Raw genomic sequence first — 15,539 nt, forward strand, 5'->3', positions numbered from 1 at the left:
AACCCCGTCCACGCGACGTACTCTGAAACGACAGGTGAGCCCGCGTCGAAGGGAGCTGTCATGTGGATCGTCCACCCGATCGCCGGTCTGCTGCTCGCGATGTACGCGGGCGTGGTCTGGCAGAAGGGCCACGACGGCAACCGGCGCGCGATCATCCTCGCCGTACTGATGCTGATGCTGACCGTCCTCGGTGCGGGCTGGGTGGTGCACCCGGCGGCAGGAATCACACTCGCGGCCTGCTTCGCGTTCGCCGGCGGCAACATCCTGAAGAAGCACAGCAACCACGGTCTGCGGGTGCTGGCAACGGCCGCCGCCTTCGGTGTCTTCGGGGCGGGGTGGGTCTTCATCCCGCTCGTGGTCGCGACGGCGATCTCGCTGATGAACGGCTCGAAATCCACCAAGCCGAAGGGCAAGGCCGTCGCCAACAGCTGGCCCCCACCGCTGGCCTGGCCGGTCACGCAGCCGGTGCCGCAGGCGTTCTCCCACATGGGCGCCCAGCCGATGCCGCAGCCGCAGAACCTCACCGTGCTCTCGCAGCACCCGCGGTTGCCGTCCGACAGTGCCAAACGCGCCAAGGCGCTCAACCTGCAATGTTTCGAGGCGCTCGCCTACATCGACGAGCGCGGCCCGGCCGGCGACAAGCTGCGCTTCGAGGTCGAGCAGATCCAGCACGACTTCGCGGTCGAGGCGATCGGGGCCTACCTCGCGTTGTCGCCCGCACGGGCCGACACCAGCCCGCTGCGCGACGGACGCACCGGTCAGGACCTTCTCAACGAGCAACTCGACCTGTTGTCCGACGGCGTCCACGCGGTGATGGAGCGGGCCGAGGAACTCGGAGCCGAGCAGATCCTGGCCAGCCACGCCTTCGTCAGCCAGAAGTTCGCCCAGCAGAAGACGTCCGAACTGCAGTTGTGAGCACGCATGAAGAAGGCCCCGGCATCACGCCGGGGCCTTCCTCATGTGCTGGGTGTCAGCCGCAGTTACCCCAGGTCCAGCGGCCGGCGGACGCGTGCGGCCTGGCGTCCCAGCCCGGACGGACGTCGCCCCAGTAGGCGACGCACTTGCCCTTGCCGTACGCCTTCGTGGCTGCGAAGTACTTGTACTTCTTCCAGTCCTGCACGTAGCCGCGACCGTCGTTCGCCACGTCGAGACGCGCGAGCGTCGGGGTGTACGTGCCGTGCCAGGCCACCTTGCGGGTGACGACACAGTTCATCCCGTTGGATGCGTTGTAGGTGAGGTAGACGTCCCCCCACTTCTTGCCATTCTTGTAGATGCCTCGGTGTCCGTCCTTCACGACGGAATAGCCCGAACCGCACCCCTGACGGATGACGTCCGACGCGCTGTGTGCCGAAGCACCTCCGGCGTTCGCCAGCCCGATCCCACCGATCGCGATCGCCCCCGCAACCGCCAAAGAACCGGTGATCTTCATGTTCCTCATGACTTACCCCCTCCTGTGGAGCGCCGGGTTGCGCACCCACGGAAGAGGTGACGGGTCTCACACCCGAGTCGGTTCCGGCTGAAAGAAGAAAGGCCCCGGTCGCGTGAGCGACCGGGGCCTTTCGACACGTCGAACTACCGTTCTTCTGTGCCCGGGTTTCGATGCGCCCGTCGCGGCTTCGTCCCTCAGCCGCAGGACTTACTCAACCTGCGGGCACCCACGAAGCACGCTTCCTTCGTCAGCGTTCTTCTGTGCCCGGGTTTCGATGCGCCCGTTGCGGCTTCGTCCCTCAGCCGCAGGGCTTACTCAACCTGCGGGCACCCACGAAGCACGCTTCCTTCGTCAGCGTTCTTCTGTGCCCTTGATGAATGCCTCGAGCTTGGTGCGGCCCTCGGTGTCCTCGCGCTGCTCGGGCGGGCTCTTCATCAGGTACGACGACGCCGACAACAGAGCGCCGCCGATGCCGCGGTCCTTGGCGATCTTCGCCGCACGGATGGCGTCGATGATGATGCCGGCCGAGTTGGGGGAGTCCCAGACCTCGAGCTTGTACTCCAGGTTCAGCGGCACGTCACCGAAGGCGCGACCCTCCAGGCGCACGTACGCCCACTTGCGGTCGTCCAGCCAGGCGACGTAGTCCGAGGGACCGATGTGCACGTTGCGGTCGTCGGCACCGACGCCGGCGAGGGACCCGTGCAGGTTGGAGGTGACGGCCTGGGTCTTGGAGACCTTCTTGGACTCAAGGCGCTCGCGCTCGAGCATGTTCTTGAAGTCCATGTTGCCGCCGACATTGAGTTGGTAGGTGCGGTCGAGCGCGACGCCGCGGTCCTCGAACAGCTTGGCCATCACGCGGTGGGTGATGGTCGCGCCGACCTGGCTCTTGATGTCGTCGCCGATGATCGGCACGCCTGCAGCCTCGAACTTCGCCGCCCACTCCGGATCGGAGGCGATGAAGACCGGGAGCGCGTTGACGAAGGCGACGCCGGCGTCGATCGCGCACTGGGCGTAGAACTTGTCGGCCTCTTCCGAACCCACCGGCAGGTAAGACACGAGGACATCGACCTCGGCGTCCTTGAGCGCCTTGACCACGTCGACCGGCTCGGCGGCGGACTCGTCGATGGTCAGGCGGTAGTACTTGCCCAGGCCGTCGAGGGTGTGGCCGCGCTGCACCTCGACGCCGGAGGTCGGGACGTCACAGATCTTGATCGTGTTGTTCTCCGAGGAGTTGATCGCCTCGGCGAGGTCCTTGCCGACCTTCTTGTCGTCGACGTCGAACGCAGCGACGAACTCCACGTCGTTGACGTGGTATTCGCCGAACTTCACGTGCATCAGACCGGGGACGGTCGCGGTGGCGTCCGCGTCCTTGTAGTACTCGACACCCTGCACCAACGAGCTGGCGCAGTTACCGACGCCGACGATGGCGACGCGAATGGAACCCATGAGTGAATCTCCTTGTTGTCAGGGCTTGTGCGGTGACCCGGAGGGGTCGGGTGATGAATTGCGCTCGGTTTCGATCAGTTCGGTCAGCCAGCGCACCTCGCGCTCGGTCGACTCCAGACCATGTCGGTGCAGCTCGGCGGTGTAGCGGTCGCTGCGTTCGCGCCGGATCCTGGCCTGCTCGCGTGCGGTGTCGAGTCGCTCCTCGAGCCGGGTGCGCCGGCCCTCGAGGATGCGCAGTCGCACCTCGCGGTCGGCTCGACCGAAGAAGGCGAAGTGGACATCGAAACTGTAGTCCTCCCACGTCGCCGGGCCGGCTTGTTCCATGAGTGTCTGGAACTGCTCCTTGCCCTCGGCGGTGAGTTCGTAGCTGATCCGGGCACGCTTGGAGGCCGCCGAATCGGTGTGCTCGGTGATCCATCCGCGGGACACCAGTGACTTCAGGCACGGATACAGGGATCCGAACGACACCACCCGGAACGCTCCGAGGATTCCGCCCAGGCGCTTTCGCAGTTCGTACCCGTGCATCGGCTGTTCGTGCAGCAGCCCGAGGACAGCCAACTCGAGGGTGGCGCCACGGCGAGACATGGGACCACCTTTCGAGAAACAAACACGTGCAATGTTCGTGGGAGCTGACATGGAACTACTTTGTCTGCACGACGATAGCTCATCCGATGTATCGAGTCGATACATCGGCGTGTCGACGGTCACCCGCGAACACTCGCGACCGAGTCACCTGATAACGCACGGACCGGGGTTGTCCGAATCTGGCGTTACGCTCGTTCGGTGGCAGACACCGATGACTCGCAGGAATCCCGCCCCGCACAGCGCAGCAGTCGCCGTGCCGTCGGCGGTCGACGTGGCGAGGCAAGGCGCTCCGGACGCAGGAACCAGCCGCTGTGGCTCAAGGTTGCGCTGCGCACGATGCTCGGTTTCGTCATTCTCGGCCTGCTCGGCTTCGCCGCCCTCGTGTTCGTCTACATGCGCACCGAAATCCCTCAACCGAACGCCGACGCCGCCAAGCAGGTCTCGATCGTCTACTACAACGACGGGAAGACCGAGCTTGACCGGTTCAGCTCGGTCAACCGCGAGGACGTCGAACTCGCCAAGGTGCCGCTGCACGTCCAGCGGGCGTTCCTGGCCGCCGAGGACCGCAAGTTCTACACCAACAACGGGGTCAGTGCGACCGGCATCGTGCGTGCGTTCTGGACGAACCTGCGCGGCGGTCAGCAGCAGGGTGGTTCGACGATCACTCAGCAGTACGTCAAGAACTACTTCCTGACTCAGGACAGGACCGTCAGCCGCAAGCTGAAAGAGGTCATGATCTCGATCAAGATCGACCGCAAGTACACCAAGGACGAGATCCTCAAGAACTACCTGAACAACATCTTCTTCGGGCGTAACTCCTACGGCATCCAGTCGGCCTCGAAGGTCTACTTCGACAAGGACGTCTCCAAGCTGACCCCGGCCGAAGGTGCATTCCTCGCCTCGGTGATCAACGCCCCGGGCATCTACGACCCGGCCAACGGCGAGCGCGCGAAGACCGCCGTCCGTGGACGCATGGACTACGTGCTCAACGGCATGGTGGACATGGGCTGGATGACTCAGCAGGCCAAGGACCAGATCCGCTTCCCGGCGGTGCAGCCGCGCAAGGCGCCGACGTACGGCAGCGGGCCGACCGGCTACATCACCGCCTCGGTGCGCAACGAGTTGAAGAGCACGCTGAAGCTCAGCGACGAGGACATCGACCGCGGTGGTCTGCGGATCACGACGACGATCGACAAGAACGCGCAGGACGCTGCCGTCCGGGCCGTCGAGGACAACGTCCCCGCGGTCTCGTCGATCCCGCTGCGTGCCGGACTGGTCTCGCAGAAGCCGGACGGCTCCGTGGTCGCGATGTACGGCGGCAAGGACTACCGCAAGAACAACTACAACTCCGCGACCCAAGCCGCTCCGCAGGGAGGATCGAGCTACAAGGCCTTCGGCCTGGTCGGTGCATTGGAGAACGGCTACAGCCTGAACAGCCGCTTCGACGGCAACAGCCCGGTCAAGCTGCCCGGTCTCGACAAGCCGCTGCAGAACAACCTCGGTGTGTCCTACGGTTCGGTGGATCTGTCGTTCATGATGAAGAAGTCGGTCAACACGGCATTCCTTCGCCTCAACATGGAGATGGGTCCGGCCAAGACCCGTGCCGCGGCGATCAAGGCCGGCATTCCGCAGACCAGCCCCGGTCTGGCCGACGACACCACGAACATCCTCGGTACCGCCTCGACGCGCGTCATCGACATGGCTCGCGCCTACAGCACGATCAGCAGCGAGGGGAAGCGCGCGACCCCGTACTTCATCAGCAAGGTCGCCAGCGTCACCGGTGACTACTCCTACGCGGCCGAGCCGAAGACCGAACAGACCATCGACAAGGACGTCGCCGCTGACGTCGTCAACGCGATGGCCGGTGTCAACGAGGCAGGAGGCACCGGTTACCCGTCGCTGCAGGGTGCCGGATTCACGCGTCCCTCGGGAGGTAAGACCGGCACGACCGACGAGTTCAAGGCCGCCTGGTACTCCGGCTTCACCCCGAACCAGCTCACCACGTCGGTCGGTATGTACGCCGGCGACGGTACCGATTCCTTGCGAGAAGCCGCCGGAGCCGAGTTCTACGGCGGTGCCGTGCCCGCGACGATCTGGGCCGAATACATGAACGCGGCACTGAAGGGGCAACCGGTTGCCAAGCTGCCGGAGCCCGGCAACGTGAAGGGCAAGCAGCCTGCCACCAAGTACGTGCCGCCGCCCGCGACGACCCGCCGTCCGACGGCGACGTCATCGAGGCCGGCGCCGCCCGCGACGACCACGACGACCACGACGACCACGTCGTCGCCGACCTCGAGCCCGACCTCGACGCCGAGTTCGTCGCCGCCCTCGACCACGACGTCGAGCAGCACGTCCACCACCACGGCACCGACGACGACGTCCGCGCCGCCGAGCACGACGCAGCCGTCGGTCCCGACCAGCACTACGCGTCCACCGGCGACCACGACGGTGCCGCAGCCGACCGCACCGGCCGCCCAACCCACCGCACCGGCAGCCCCGGCGGCCGCACCGGCATCGGTCCCGGCTCCCTGATCGCTTCGTCCGTCGTGACCGTCGTATCCTGCGCAGCGTGACCGGGCCCGCGAACGACGACCTGCGCCTCACCGTCCCCAGTCGCGGGGAGGGGGTCGCCGGTTGGAGCAGTCAGGTGATCGGCGGACCCGTCGGGCGCTACGCCGCAGTCGGTCGACGGGGCATCTCCTACTCGGTGACGGTGCTCAGTGCGCTCGCGTCTGTGATGGTCGCGCTCGGCGCGTTGAGCAAGGCGTATTGCATCAGCAACGGTTGGGGAGCGCCCGACTCCTTGTGGCGGACCTGTTACTCCGACCTGGCCGTCGGGCTCACCACCGAAGGTGGGCCGTGGGCCAAGGGGTCGGCAGGGGACAACCAGCCGGTGCTGACCGCTGTCCTGCACTGGGTGATCCGACAGATCACGCCGGACGGCTCGACGCTCGCGGTCCAGCAGTACTACTTCGCGTTCGGGGCAGTCGTGATCGCGTTGTCGGTGGCGGCCGCAGTCATCGCGCTGGCCGGCGCCCTGCGTGACACCCCCTGGCTCGCCGCTCACCTGGCGCTCAGCCCGGTGCTGATCACCGCCTCGCTCGTCTCCTTCGACGCGTTCGGTGTCGCGCTCGCGACCATCGGCCTGGTCCTCTGGCTCCGGGACAATTCGCTGGCCGCCGGCGTGCTGCTCGGGGCGGCGGTCATGGCGCGCACGTATCCGTTGATCATCGTGGCGGCCATTGTGCTGGTCGCCCTGCGCGACCGGCGCACGGCCGACCTGACCCGTCTGCTCGCCGCAGGTACGGCCGTGGTCGTCGCCTGTTTCGGGGTCGCTCATCTCGCCGGAGGCGATCCCTTCACCGTGTACCGCACCTGGAACGCGGCAGCACCCGGCTACGGCTCACCGTGGTTCGTGCTGACCCTGCTGAAGGTTCCGGTCGCTGCGTCCACCGCGACCTGGCTGGCGGTCGCCGGCTGGGTGCTGGCGCTGCTGGTGGGCGTGTACCTGGTGCGTCGTCCCAGGCACCTGACGCCACTGCCTCCCCTTGCGCTCACGATGCTGGTCATCGTGATGGCCACCGGCAAGACCTTCCCGGTGCAGCAGGCGCTGTGGATCCTTCCCTTGCTCGCGCTCACCGCCGTCCGTTGGCGTGAACACTTGCTGTGGGCCGGGGTCGAGGTCGCGTACTTCGTGTTGACGATGCTCTACATCGCCTCACGTTCCGACGTCGACAAGGGCGTCCCGGCAGCCCTGTACCTGGTGTTCGCTCTCATCCGGTTGATCGCCTGGGGCGCGATCACCTGGATCAGTTGGGAGACGGCCGAGGAACTTCAGGACTTCCATGACCCGGACGGTGCCGCGCGGCACGAGGAATGGACGACACGGCAGTCGTCCACAGCCGCGGACGAAGGGACCGGCTTCTCCACAGGCGACGGCCGCGATTCGCTGATTGTCAGCGACCGCCTCTAGACTGACCGACGTTCTGCTCACCGTGGACGACGCCGTCGGCGCCGCTACCGGGACGCAGGACACGCAGTAAACCTCCTGTCACGTCAGATCGACGTGGCCGCTCAAGACCGAAGGAGGTGGGTTTACGCATGCGTCAGTACGAACTCATGATCATCCTCGACCCCGAGCTTGACGAGCGCACGGTCCAGCCCTCGCTGGACAAGATGCTCGCAGTCGTGACCAAGGATGGTGGCACCGTCGACAACATCGACCTGTGGGGCCGCCGTCGCCTGGCTTACGACATCAAGAAGAAGTCCGAGGGTATCTACGCCGTGGTCAACATGACCGCGGAGTCGGCAACCGCCAAGGAGCTTGACCGCCAGCTGGGTCTCAACGAGTCCATCCTGCGCACCAAGCTGCTGCGCGCCGACGCCTGATTCCTCTTCGTCACGAGTTAGGACAACACCATGGCCGCCGGCGACACCGTCATCACCATCATCGGCAACCTCACTCAGGATCCGGAACTGCGGTTCACGCCGTCCGGAGCCGCTGTCGCGAACTTCACCGTGGCGTCCACGCCGCGGCAGTTCGACCGTCAGACCAACGAGTGGAAGGACGGCGAAACGCTGTTCATGCGCTGCTCGGTGTGGCGTGACGTCGCCGAGAACGTCGCCGAGTCGCTCAACCGCGGCTCGCGCGTGATCGTGTCGGGTCGCCTGAGGTCGCGTTCGTTCGAGACCAAGGAAGGCGAGAAGCGCACCGTGGTCGAGATGGACGTCGACGAAGTCGGCCCCTCGCTGCGCTACGCAACCGCAAAGGTCAACAAGACCCAGCGCGGTGGCGGCGGCAACTTCGGTGGCGGACAGCAGGGCGGCTCCGGCCAGGGCGGCAACTTCGGCGGCGGTGCGCCGCAGGAGGACCCGTGGGCCACCGGTGGTTCGAACAACTACGGCGGGGGCAACTCCGGGGGAAATTCCGGGGGCAACTCCGGTGGTGGCCAGCAGGGCGGCGGATGGAACGCCGGCCCCGGCTACGACGAACCGCCATTCTGATCCACCGCTGATCGAGTCCTGACTCAACCGGTGCGGGCGAGAACCCCGCACCACTCATCAACATCACCATCCCGAGTTCGCTCGGGCTCCCTGAAGTAGAAGGAGAGCACCACGATGGCCAAGCCCGTTGTGCGTAAGCCCAAGAAGAAGGCCAACCCGCTGAAGGCGGCGAAGGTCGAGAAGATCGACTACAAGGACGTCGCAACGCTGCGCAAGTTCATCAGCGACCGCGGCAAGATCCGCGCCCGCCGCGTGACCGGTGTGTCCGTGCAGGAACAGCGCCTGATCGCCAACGCCGTCAAGAACGCGCGCGAGATGGCCCTGTTGCCGTACTCGTCGTCGGCTCGCTGAGCCCCGGCGTAGGAAAGGACACAGACATGAAGATCATCCTGACCCACGAGGTCCACGGCCTCGGTTCCGCCGGTGACGTCGTCGACGTCAAGGACGGCTACGCCCGCAACTACCTGCTTCCCCGCAGCCTGGCCACCCCGTGGACCAAGGGCGGCCAGAAGCAGGTCGAGTCGATCACCAAGGCCCGCGAGGTCCGCGCTGTGAAGTCGCTCGACGACGCCAAGGCGCTCAAGGGCTCGCTGGAGAACGCGAAGGTCAACCTGCAGGCACGCTCCGGTCAGTCCGGCCGCCTGTTCGGTGCAGTCACCACCGCCGAAATCGCCGACGCGGTCAAGGACGCCGGTGCCGGCAACGTCGACCGTCGCACCATCCAGGTCAAGCAGCCGATCCGTTCGCTCGGTGAGCACGAGGTCGAGGTGCGCCTGCACCCCGAGGTCGCTGCCACCCTCAAGCTGAACGTGGTCGCCGCCAAGTAAGGCTCGACCCGGCAGTCACGGCTGCGGCCCCGCTCGTCACGAGCGGGGTCGCAGTCCTTTCTGTCCCGGTTTCAGCGCGCACCGACCACCAGCCACGCGTCCGAACGCGCGCGTTGCCGTAACGCGAACCAGCGCGCCGCCATGAACCAGGCCAGCGCTCCCCAGAGCAGGGCGATGCCGACCTGCGGTGACTTCGAAGTGCCCAGCTCGCGCGCGAGCAGCAGCACGGGCACGTACGCGGCCAGGGTGGCGATCGACAGCCATGCGAGAGCCCTGTTGTCTCCGGCGCCCATCAGGACGCCGTCGAGCACGAACACTGCTCCGGAGATCGGCTGCGTGACCGCCAGCACCAGGAGCGCGACCGTGAGAGTCGAGCGCACTTGCGGGTCGGAGGTGAACAGCGGGGGAAGGATCCAAGCGGACGCGGCGGTGATCACGCCCAACCCGAGTCCGCCGAGCCAGCCCCAGCGGGTCATCAAGGACGTGGCGCGCCGCGCGTAGGGAGCGTCCCCGGCGCCCAGGCCGGTACCGATGAGTGCCTGCGCGGCGATGGCCAGGGCGTCGAGGGCGAAGGCGAGGAGGCTGAACACGTTCATCGCGACCTGGTGAGCAGCCAGCGGGATCACTCCGAGGGCGGCTGCCACCCAGGTGGTGAGCAGGAACGCCGCACGCAGGGCGATGGTGCGGACCAGCAGCGGGGCGCCGACACGGGCCGCCGCCAGGACGTCCCCGGGGTGGAAGGCGAGACGGGCACCCGCCGCACCTGCCCGGCGCAACACCAGGAACGCGAAGGCCGCCGCGGCGCCGCTCTGCGCGATCACCGTGCCGATCGCCGACCCGGCGATACCGAGGTCGAGCGGATACACCAGAAGATAGTTGAGGATCGCGTTGGCGGTGAAGCCCGCGGTGGCGATGACCAGGGGAGTGCGGGTGTCCTGGAAGCCCCGCAGGACTCCGGTGGCGGCCGACACGACAAGCAGGGACGGGATGCCGAGTGCGGCGATCCGCAGGTAGGTGACTGCCGGATCGAGGACGGCGCCGTCCGCTCCCATGACCCGGCACAACGGCTCGGCGAAGACCGCAACCCCGGCAGCGGTGGGGACGCCGAGCAGAATCGCCAACCACATACCGTCCACCCCGGCCTCGAGGGCTGCCGTCCGTCGCCCGGAACCGATACGACGAGCCACCACCGAGGTCGTCGCGTAGGCCAGGAAGACGAATACGCCGGCGGCAGTGAGCAGGACGGCGGACGCAACTCCGAGAGCAGCCAACGGCACGGTGCCGAGGTGACCCACGATCGCACTGTCGGTGAGTAGGAACAACGGTTCGGCAATGAGCGTGAGGAAAGCCGGTACGGCAAGACGGAGGACGTCGCGTGGATCGACCGGGGCGACGTCCATCGCGGATGAGTCGCGGTTCACAGGCCGCTGCCGGCCCGAGGTCGACGGTACTGAAGTGAAATGGGTGGCGCCTGTGCAGCGGAATCGCGCATGTGGGACACGCTACCGGCCCACCGGGCTGGGTGCCATCTCGAATATTGGGACACAAAGATCCCACGATGTGGACGCGCGAGAGGGGTGTGGAGGGTCCCTGTCGGGCGGTTAAGCCGAAGTCCCGACATGCCTGCAATAGCGCGGATAATCACGGAATGGTCACGGCCGGGTGGTTGGCCGTTGAGCGACTCCTCGTCGAGGGCCCCTGCGGAGCCCTGTGTGCAGCCTTGACGAAAATTTTGCCTCCGGTTCGGAACCGAACCGAGTTTGGTGCACAGTAGTGCGGGCGCCACGCTGACTTGGGGGAAGCAGAAGCGCTCAGCAGTACCGCGGCCGACCACTTCCGGTCGACCGCGCAGCTTTGTCAACACGTCGTCAAGTGCCGAAGGGTCTTCCCCGCAATGGGTTCCTACAAGCCTCGCCATCTCAAGCAGGAGCAGAGCGTCGTCTCCTCCATCGTGAGCCGCCGCGGTCTGGCTGTTGCAGCCGCCACCGTAACCGTGGTTCCGGTCGCTCTGTCCGAGTCCGCCAGCGCAGCTCCGGCTCCCGCCGCGGTCGCATCGTCGGCCAAGGCCGCTCCGATCAAGGCCGCCGGTGCCTACAACGTCAGCTACGGCGCACGTGGCTACTGGGTCGAACTGCTCCAGTACCGCCTGCAGCGCAAGGGCTACGCCATCGCGAAGGACCGTTCGTACGGTCCGCAGACCCTCTGGGCGGTCAAGTCGGTTCAGCGCCGAGCCGGTATCTATGCCAACGGTTATGTCGGTGACTCCACCTGGCGCGCCCTCGGTGGAGTGCCCGGCGGCGGGTACGTCTCGCGTAGCGCACCGCGCACGAGCACCAGCGGGTCGTCCATCGTTCGCATCGCGCAGCAGTACCACGGTGTTCCCTACGTCTGGGGCGGCACCACGCCGAACGGCTTCGACTGCTCCGGCTTCACGCAGTACGTCCATCGCAAGGCCGGCAAGAGCATTCCGCGTACCGCCAGTGCCCAGCAGGCCGGCGCACGCCGCGTCTACAGCCCGGTGCCCGGCGACCTAGTCTTCTCCGGTTTCCCGGCGTACCACGTGTCGATCTACGCCGGCAACGGCTACGAGGTGTCCGCGCGTATGCCCGGTACCTCCATCGTCACCAAGAAGATCTGGGGCTACAAGAACTACGGTCGCTACTGATCGTCAGCCCCTGCTCGACATCTCAGCTTGCCCCGCACCTGATCGGTGCGGGGCAAGCTGCGTTTTCGGGCGACGAAGGCCAGCCCTCGCGCTGTGTCGGGAAGTCGTGATGCACGCTTGACCAACCGAATCGTGTGCCGGGACGTCGTTCGACATCGGCGCGTTTGTGCGCTCAGGCGTGGTGGCCAAGTCGGCTGTGCGACAACCGAGTTGGCCGTGATCGGGACGCACGCAGGGCCGGCGGAAATTGCTGCGCACATGCTACTTCGTCGACGGTCGACGTCGCCGTGACGTCCGATATCTCAAGATGCGAGATAATTACAAGAAACCCGTGTTTCGGCGTGTCGTTCGATTCGTCCGTTCGGCGCCCCTGGTATGCGTGCGGCGCCAGATGTCAATGATGGCGCGAAAATGTGCACGTTCAACCACCGTCTTCCGGGTTGTCGCTGTTGCCACATACGTCACATGAATCCCATGTGCAAGAACTGACACGCCGCTTTACATCACTCACGACTACCCCAGAACTCCCAGAGCGGGCATAGTCCTTCCGGCAGCCCGTCCCCGGTCCACCGGGACGTCGTCACCCTGACCGATCAGGAGCGAGCGGCTGACCGAAGACACGTACGACGGACTACGTATCGAGAGGGCCCGATGACGATCACCACGCCTCGGCACCAGAAGCAGCGCCCGGGTCTCCTGGGCAAGGTTGCCGCCCGCAAGTCCCTCGTTCTCGGTGGAACGGCCCTCGCCGTCCCCACGACGGCTGTCGGCACGATGACAGCCCCGGCGCAAGCCGCTGCGCCGGTTCAGGCAGCGCGACCGGCCGCGACGCCGATCGCCGCGACGCCGGTCAAGACGGCTCCTACGGCGCCGACGAATGTGGTGAGCCTGCGCTACGGCTCGTCCGGTGCGTTGGTGAAGGTCGTCCAGCAGCGGTTGAACATCGTGGTGGACGGCGACTTCGGTCCGGCCACACTGCGTGCGGTGCGTGCTTTCCAGACGCAGAAGAACCTGTATGTCGATGGTGTCGTCGGTCCGGTCACCTGGCAGGCACTGGGTGGCTTCCCCACCTCCGTCACTGCGGAGCCGCCGGCTCCGCCGACCACCCCGCAACCGCCTACGCCGGGGACGCCCACCACCCCGCCGCGGACCGACGGTGTCGTGAGCCTGAGTTACGGCTCGTCCGGTGCGTTGGTGAAGGTCGTCCAGCAGCGGTTGAACATCGTGGTGGACGGTGACTTCGGTCCGGCCACACTGCGTGCGGTGCGTGTTTTCCAGACGCAGAAGAACTTGTACGTCGATGGTGTCGTCGGTCCGGTCACCTGGCAGGCGCTGGGTGGCTTCCCCACCTCCGTCACTCCGGAGCCGCCGACCACCCCGGAGCCGCCCGTTCCCCCGGTGACCCCGCCCCCGGTCACGCCTCCTGCGGCCTGCGATGTCACGACCGTCCGCTTCGGCTCGACCGGTGCCGTGGTCGTCGAACTGCAAAAGCGCCTGGGTGGGAACGTTCTTGTCGACGGTGTCTTCGGCCCGGCAACGTTGGCCTCGGTCCGTGCGCTGCAGACGTCCAAGGGTCTGCCGGTCACCGGAGTCGTCGACGACGCGACCTGGGCGGCCATCGGTGGATTCCCCTGCGACATCGCACACCCCCCGACCACCCCCGAACCGCCGGCCGACGGCACGGTGGGCCAGCGCATCATCGACACCGCCAAGCAGTACCTCGGCATCCCGTACGTGTGGGGCGGAGCGACTCCTTCCGGCGGTTTCGACTGCTCGGGCCTGACGCAGTACGTGTATGCCAAAGTCGGTCTGTCGATCCCGCGCGTGGCCAGCGCGCAGCAGCGCTTCCTGACCAAGGTCAGCACGCCGCAGCCGGGTGACCTCGTCTTCTTCGGTTCGCCTGCTTACCACGTCGGTATCTGGGTGTCCGAAGGAAGGATGATCGCGGCTCCGTACCCGGGCCAGGTCGTTCGTCTGCAGCCGATCTACAACACCCCCACCGGTTTCGGCCGCTTCGTCAGCTGACGAGCCCCCCGACTGCGAACCGTCGCGCCCGACCCCCGAAAGGCTGAACATCTTGCTCCGCACTTCCCCCGCACCCCGCCACCTGAAGCGACGCCCCAACCCGGCGGCCGGTGCCATCACCTCGCCCCGCCTGATGGCCGGAGTCGGTGTCGCCGTCACCGTCCCGACCGGTGCGGCGACGGTGCTGGCGCCAGCAGCAGAAGCGGCCGCTCCGACCGCTGCACCCGCGGCAGCACCCAAGGCAGCACCGTCGGTGGTTCGCACGCCTGCGGCGCAGAACGTCGTCTGGCTGTCCATCGGTTCGGAGGGTGAGCTGGTCAAGACGCTGCAGCAGCGCTTGGGCGGACTGGTCGTCGACGGATCGTTCGGACCGGCGACGCAGAGCCGTCTGATGTCCTACCAGGCGTCCAAGAATTTGTATGTGGACGGACGCGTCGGTCCGGCCACGTGGGCGGCGCTCGGTGGTTTTCCGGGCAAGGCCGGCGAGGGCAAGGTCTGCCGTGTCTCCACGCTGCGTTTCGGCAGCACGGGCGATCTGGTTCGTACCGCGCAGCAGCGCCTGGGTGGGCTGACCGTCGACGGTTCGTTCGGTCCCGCCACGCTGGCCCGGGTGCGTGCCTACCAGGCGTCCAAGTCACTTCCCGTGACCGGCACCGTGGACTCGGCCACCTGGCGTGCACTCGATGGCTTCCCGTGTGTGGGTACCGGCGGTCCGACGACCGGGACCGGAACGACGACCACCCCCGGCACCACGACCACCGACACGACCGGACCGGTCACCCGGCCCGTAGGTGACCCGAGCGGTCCGTACCGCATGCCGTGGGCCAAAGGCGGCACGTTCAAGATCACCCAGGGTCCGGGTGGATCCTGGTCGCATCACACCTCCTACAACCGCCACGGCATCGACTTCGGCATGCCGGTCGGCACCCCGCTCGTGGCTTCGCGTGCGGGCGTGGTGCAGGACACCGGGTACACCTCGATGGGCGGCGGCATGTACGTCCGGATCAAGGACGCCTCCGGCGCGTGCCAGGTGTACTTCCACCTGTCGGCGTACCGCGTGGTGGCCGGTCAGCCGATCGCGCAGGGACAGCCCATCGCGACGTCGGGCAACACCGGAAACTCCTCCGGTCCGCACCTGCACTTCGGCCTGATCGACTGCAACACCTGGCGCTCGCACTCGCTGCCGAACTCGGTCGAGCGTGGCACGAACTACTCCAGTGGCGTGTTCGTCACCAGCACCAACGGCTGATTCCAGCCCCCGGGTCACGGCCCGCACGACCAGCTATCCGGTCGTGCGGGCCGATTCGTGTTCGCACCCTCAGAGGGGGAACGGAGTGTGTCTCACCCAGTGGTACAGCTGTGAACAATCTGTTTTTGCAGGTCAGTGCCGCCTCTCCACGTTATGCACAGCGTTGTCCACAGCCTGTGAGCAATGCTCCACAGCCGGTCACACACGTTGTCCCCAGGTTGCGCACAGGGAGGTGAGCCGACTGTTTGGCGGGTCGGTGAACCGCGTCGTACGGTTCCCTGTCAGCCCGGTGTCGAACAGCGCATGAGG

General features: G+C 66.6%; 14 protein-coding genes. 10 read left to right on the forward strand and 4 right to left on the reverse strand.

Features of this window, described 5'->3' with window-relative positions; all coding sequences use genetic code 11:
- The first annotated feature begins 60 nt into the window (after window positions 1-60).
- A complete protein-coding gene (locus MF407_RS15220; RefSeq protein ID WP_129626489.1) occupies window positions 61-915 on the forward strand; it encodes a hypothetical protein in 855 nt (284 codons plus the stop codon).
- A 55-nt stretch (window positions 916-970) separates the two neighbouring features.
- Here MF407_RS15220 and MF407_RS15225 read toward each other — a convergent pair whose 3' ends face one another.
- The 3 genes from MF407_RS15225 to MF407_RS15235 all read right to left on the reverse strand — a co-directional run bounded on the left by MF407_RS15225 (window position 971) and on the right by MF407_RS15235 (window position 3,460).
- Window positions 971-1,438 (reverse strand): hypothetical protein, encoded by a 468-nt coding sequence (locus MF407_RS15225; RefSeq protein WP_129626487.1) that lies wholly within the window; start codon window positions 1,436-1,438, stop codon window positions 971-973.
- A 342-nt stretch (window positions 1,439-1,780) separates the two neighbouring features.
- Window positions 1,781-2,875 (reverse strand): inositol-3-phosphate synthase, encoded by a 1,095-nt coding sequence (locus MF407_RS15230; protein WP_141927186.1) that lies wholly within the window; start codon window positions 2,873-2,875, stop codon window positions 1,781-1,783.
- An 18-nt stretch (window positions 2,876-2,893) separates the two neighbouring features.
- Window positions 2,894-3,460 (reverse strand): PadR family transcriptional regulator, encoded by a 567-nt coding sequence (locus MF407_RS15235; RefSeq protein ID WP_239702812.1) that lies wholly within the window; start codon window positions 3,458-3,460, stop codon window positions 2,894-2,896.
- A 198-nt stretch (window positions 3,461-3,658) separates the two neighbouring features.
- On the opposite strand from MF407_RS15235, the gene MF407_RS15240 reads away from it, so the two are divergent.
- From MF407_RS15240 to rplI, 6 genes are all read left to right on the forward strand, one after another.
- On the forward strand, window positions 3,659-5,992 hold the full coding sequence (locus tag MF407_RS15240; protein WP_129626481.1) for a transglycosylase domain-containing protein: 2,334 nt from the start codon (window positions 3,659-3,661) through the stop codon (window positions 5,990-5,992).
- Between the two features lie 37 nt (window positions 5,993-6,029).
- Complete coding sequence (locus tag MF407_RS15245; protein WP_239702813.1) at window positions 6,030-7,433, forward strand: glycosyltransferase family 87 protein; 1,404 nt, start codon at window positions 6,030-6,032, stop codon at window positions 7,431-7,433.
- A gap of 128 nt (window positions 7,434-7,561) precedes the next feature.
- Window positions 7,562-7,849 (forward strand): 30S ribosomal protein S6, encoded by a 288-nt coding sequence (rpsF, locus tag MF407_RS15250; RefSeq protein WP_129626477.1) that lies wholly within the window; start codon window positions 7,562-7,564, stop codon window positions 7,847-7,849.
- A 30-nt stretch (window positions 7,850-7,879) separates the two neighbouring features.
- Complete coding sequence (locus MF407_RS15255) at window positions 7,880-8,464, forward strand: single-stranded DNA-binding protein (protein ID WP_239702814.1); 585 nt, start codon at window positions 7,880-7,882, stop codon at window positions 8,462-8,464.
- 114 nt (window positions 8,465-8,578) lie between these two features.
- A complete protein-coding gene (gene rpsR, locus MF407_RS15260; protein WP_115921520.1) occupies window positions 8,579-8,815 on the forward strand; it encodes a 30S ribosomal protein S18 in 237 nt (78 codons plus the stop codon).
- Between the two features lie 26 nt (window positions 8,816-8,841).
- Window positions 8,842-9,291 (forward strand): 50S ribosomal protein L9, encoded by a 450-nt coding sequence (gene rplI / locus MF407_RS15265; protein WP_129626473.1) that lies wholly within the window; start codon window positions 8,842-8,844, stop codon window positions 9,289-9,291.
- A 71-nt stretch (window positions 9,292-9,362) separates the two neighbouring features.
- On the opposite strand, the gene MF407_RS15270 is transcribed toward rplI, so the two are convergent.
- Window positions 9,363-10,691 (reverse strand): MATE family efflux transporter, encoded by a 1,329-nt coding sequence (locus MF407_RS15270; protein ID WP_129626471.1) that lies wholly within the window; start codon window positions 10,689-10,691, stop codon window positions 9,363-9,365.
- 494 nt (window positions 10,692-11,185) lie between these two features.
- On the opposite strand from MF407_RS15270, the gene MF407_RS15275 reads away from it, so the two are divergent.
- From MF407_RS15275 to MF407_RS15285, 3 genes are all read left to right on the forward strand, one after another.
- Entirely contained in the window at window positions 11,186-11,956 is a 771-nt protein-coding gene (locus MF407_RS15275) for a peptidoglycan-binding domain-containing protein (RefSeq protein ID WP_239702815.1), read from the forward strand.
- A gap of 651 nt (window positions 11,957-12,607) precedes the next feature.
- On the forward strand, window positions 12,608-13,981 hold the full coding sequence (locus MF407_RS15280; protein WP_239702816.1) for a peptidoglycan-binding protein: 1,374 nt from the start codon (window positions 12,608-12,610) through the stop codon (window positions 13,979-13,981).
- A 52-nt stretch (window positions 13,982-14,033) separates the two neighbouring features.
- Window positions 14,034-15,230 carry a peptidoglycan-binding protein gene (locus MF407_RS15285; protein ID WP_239702817.1) on the forward strand — a complete coding sequence of 399 codons (1,197 nt, stop codon included), beginning with the start codon at window positions 14,034-14,036 and terminating at the stop codon, window positions 15,228-15,230.
- The last annotated feature ends 309 nt before the right edge of the window (window positions 15,231-15,539 follow it).

The organism is Yimella sp. NH-Cas1 (genome assembly GCF_022359705.1).
Lineage (GTDB): Bacteria > Actinomycetota > Actinomycetes > Actinomycetales > Dermatophilaceae > Yimella > Yimella lutea.

Excerpts from the sequence above, each read along its gene's own strand:
- MF407_RS15220 (WP_129626489.1), top strand. The coding sequence starts at position 61 with ATGTGGATCGTCCACCCGATCGCCGGTCTGCTGCTCGCGATGTACGCG.
- MF407_RS15225 (WP_129626487.1), bottom strand. The coding sequence starts at position 1,438 with ATGAGGAACATGAAGATCACCGGTTCTTTGGCGGTTGCGGGGGCGATC.
- MF407_RS15230 (WP_141927186.1), bottom strand. The coding sequence starts at position 2,875 with ATGGGTTCCATTCGCGTCGCCATCGTCGGCGTCGGTAACTGCGCCAGC.
- MF407_RS15235 (WP_239702812.1), bottom strand. The coding sequence starts at position 3,460 with ATGTCTCGCCGTGGCGCCACCCTCGAGTTGGCTGTCCTCGGGCTGCTG.
- rpsF (WP_129626477.1), top strand. The coding sequence starts at position 7,562 with ATGCGTCAGTACGAACTCATGATCATCCTCGACCCCGAGCTTGACGAG.
- MF407_RS15255 (WP_239702814.1), top strand. The coding sequence starts at position 7,880 with ATGGCCGCCGGCGACACCGTCATCACCATCATCGGCAACCTCACTCAG.
- rpsR (WP_115921520.1), top strand. The coding sequence starts at position 8,579 with ATGGCCAAGCCCGTTGTGCGTAAGCCCAAGAAGAAGGCCAACCCGCTG.
- rplI (WP_129626473.1), top strand. The coding sequence starts at position 8,842 with ATGAAGATCATCCTGACCCACGAGGTCCACGGCCTCGGTTCCGCCGGT.
- MF407_RS15270 (WP_129626471.1), bottom strand. The coding sequence starts at position 10,691 with ATGGACGTCGCCCCGGTCGATCCACGCGACGTCCTCCGTCTTGCCGTA.
- MF407_RS15275 (WP_239702815.1), top strand. The coding sequence starts at position 11,186 with ATGGGTTCCTACAAGCCTCGCCATCTCAAGCAGGAGCAGAGCGTCGTC.
- MF407_RS15280 (WP_239702816.1), top strand. The coding sequence starts at position 12,608 with ATGACGATCACCACGCCTCGGCACCAGAAGCAGCGCCCGGGTCTCCTG.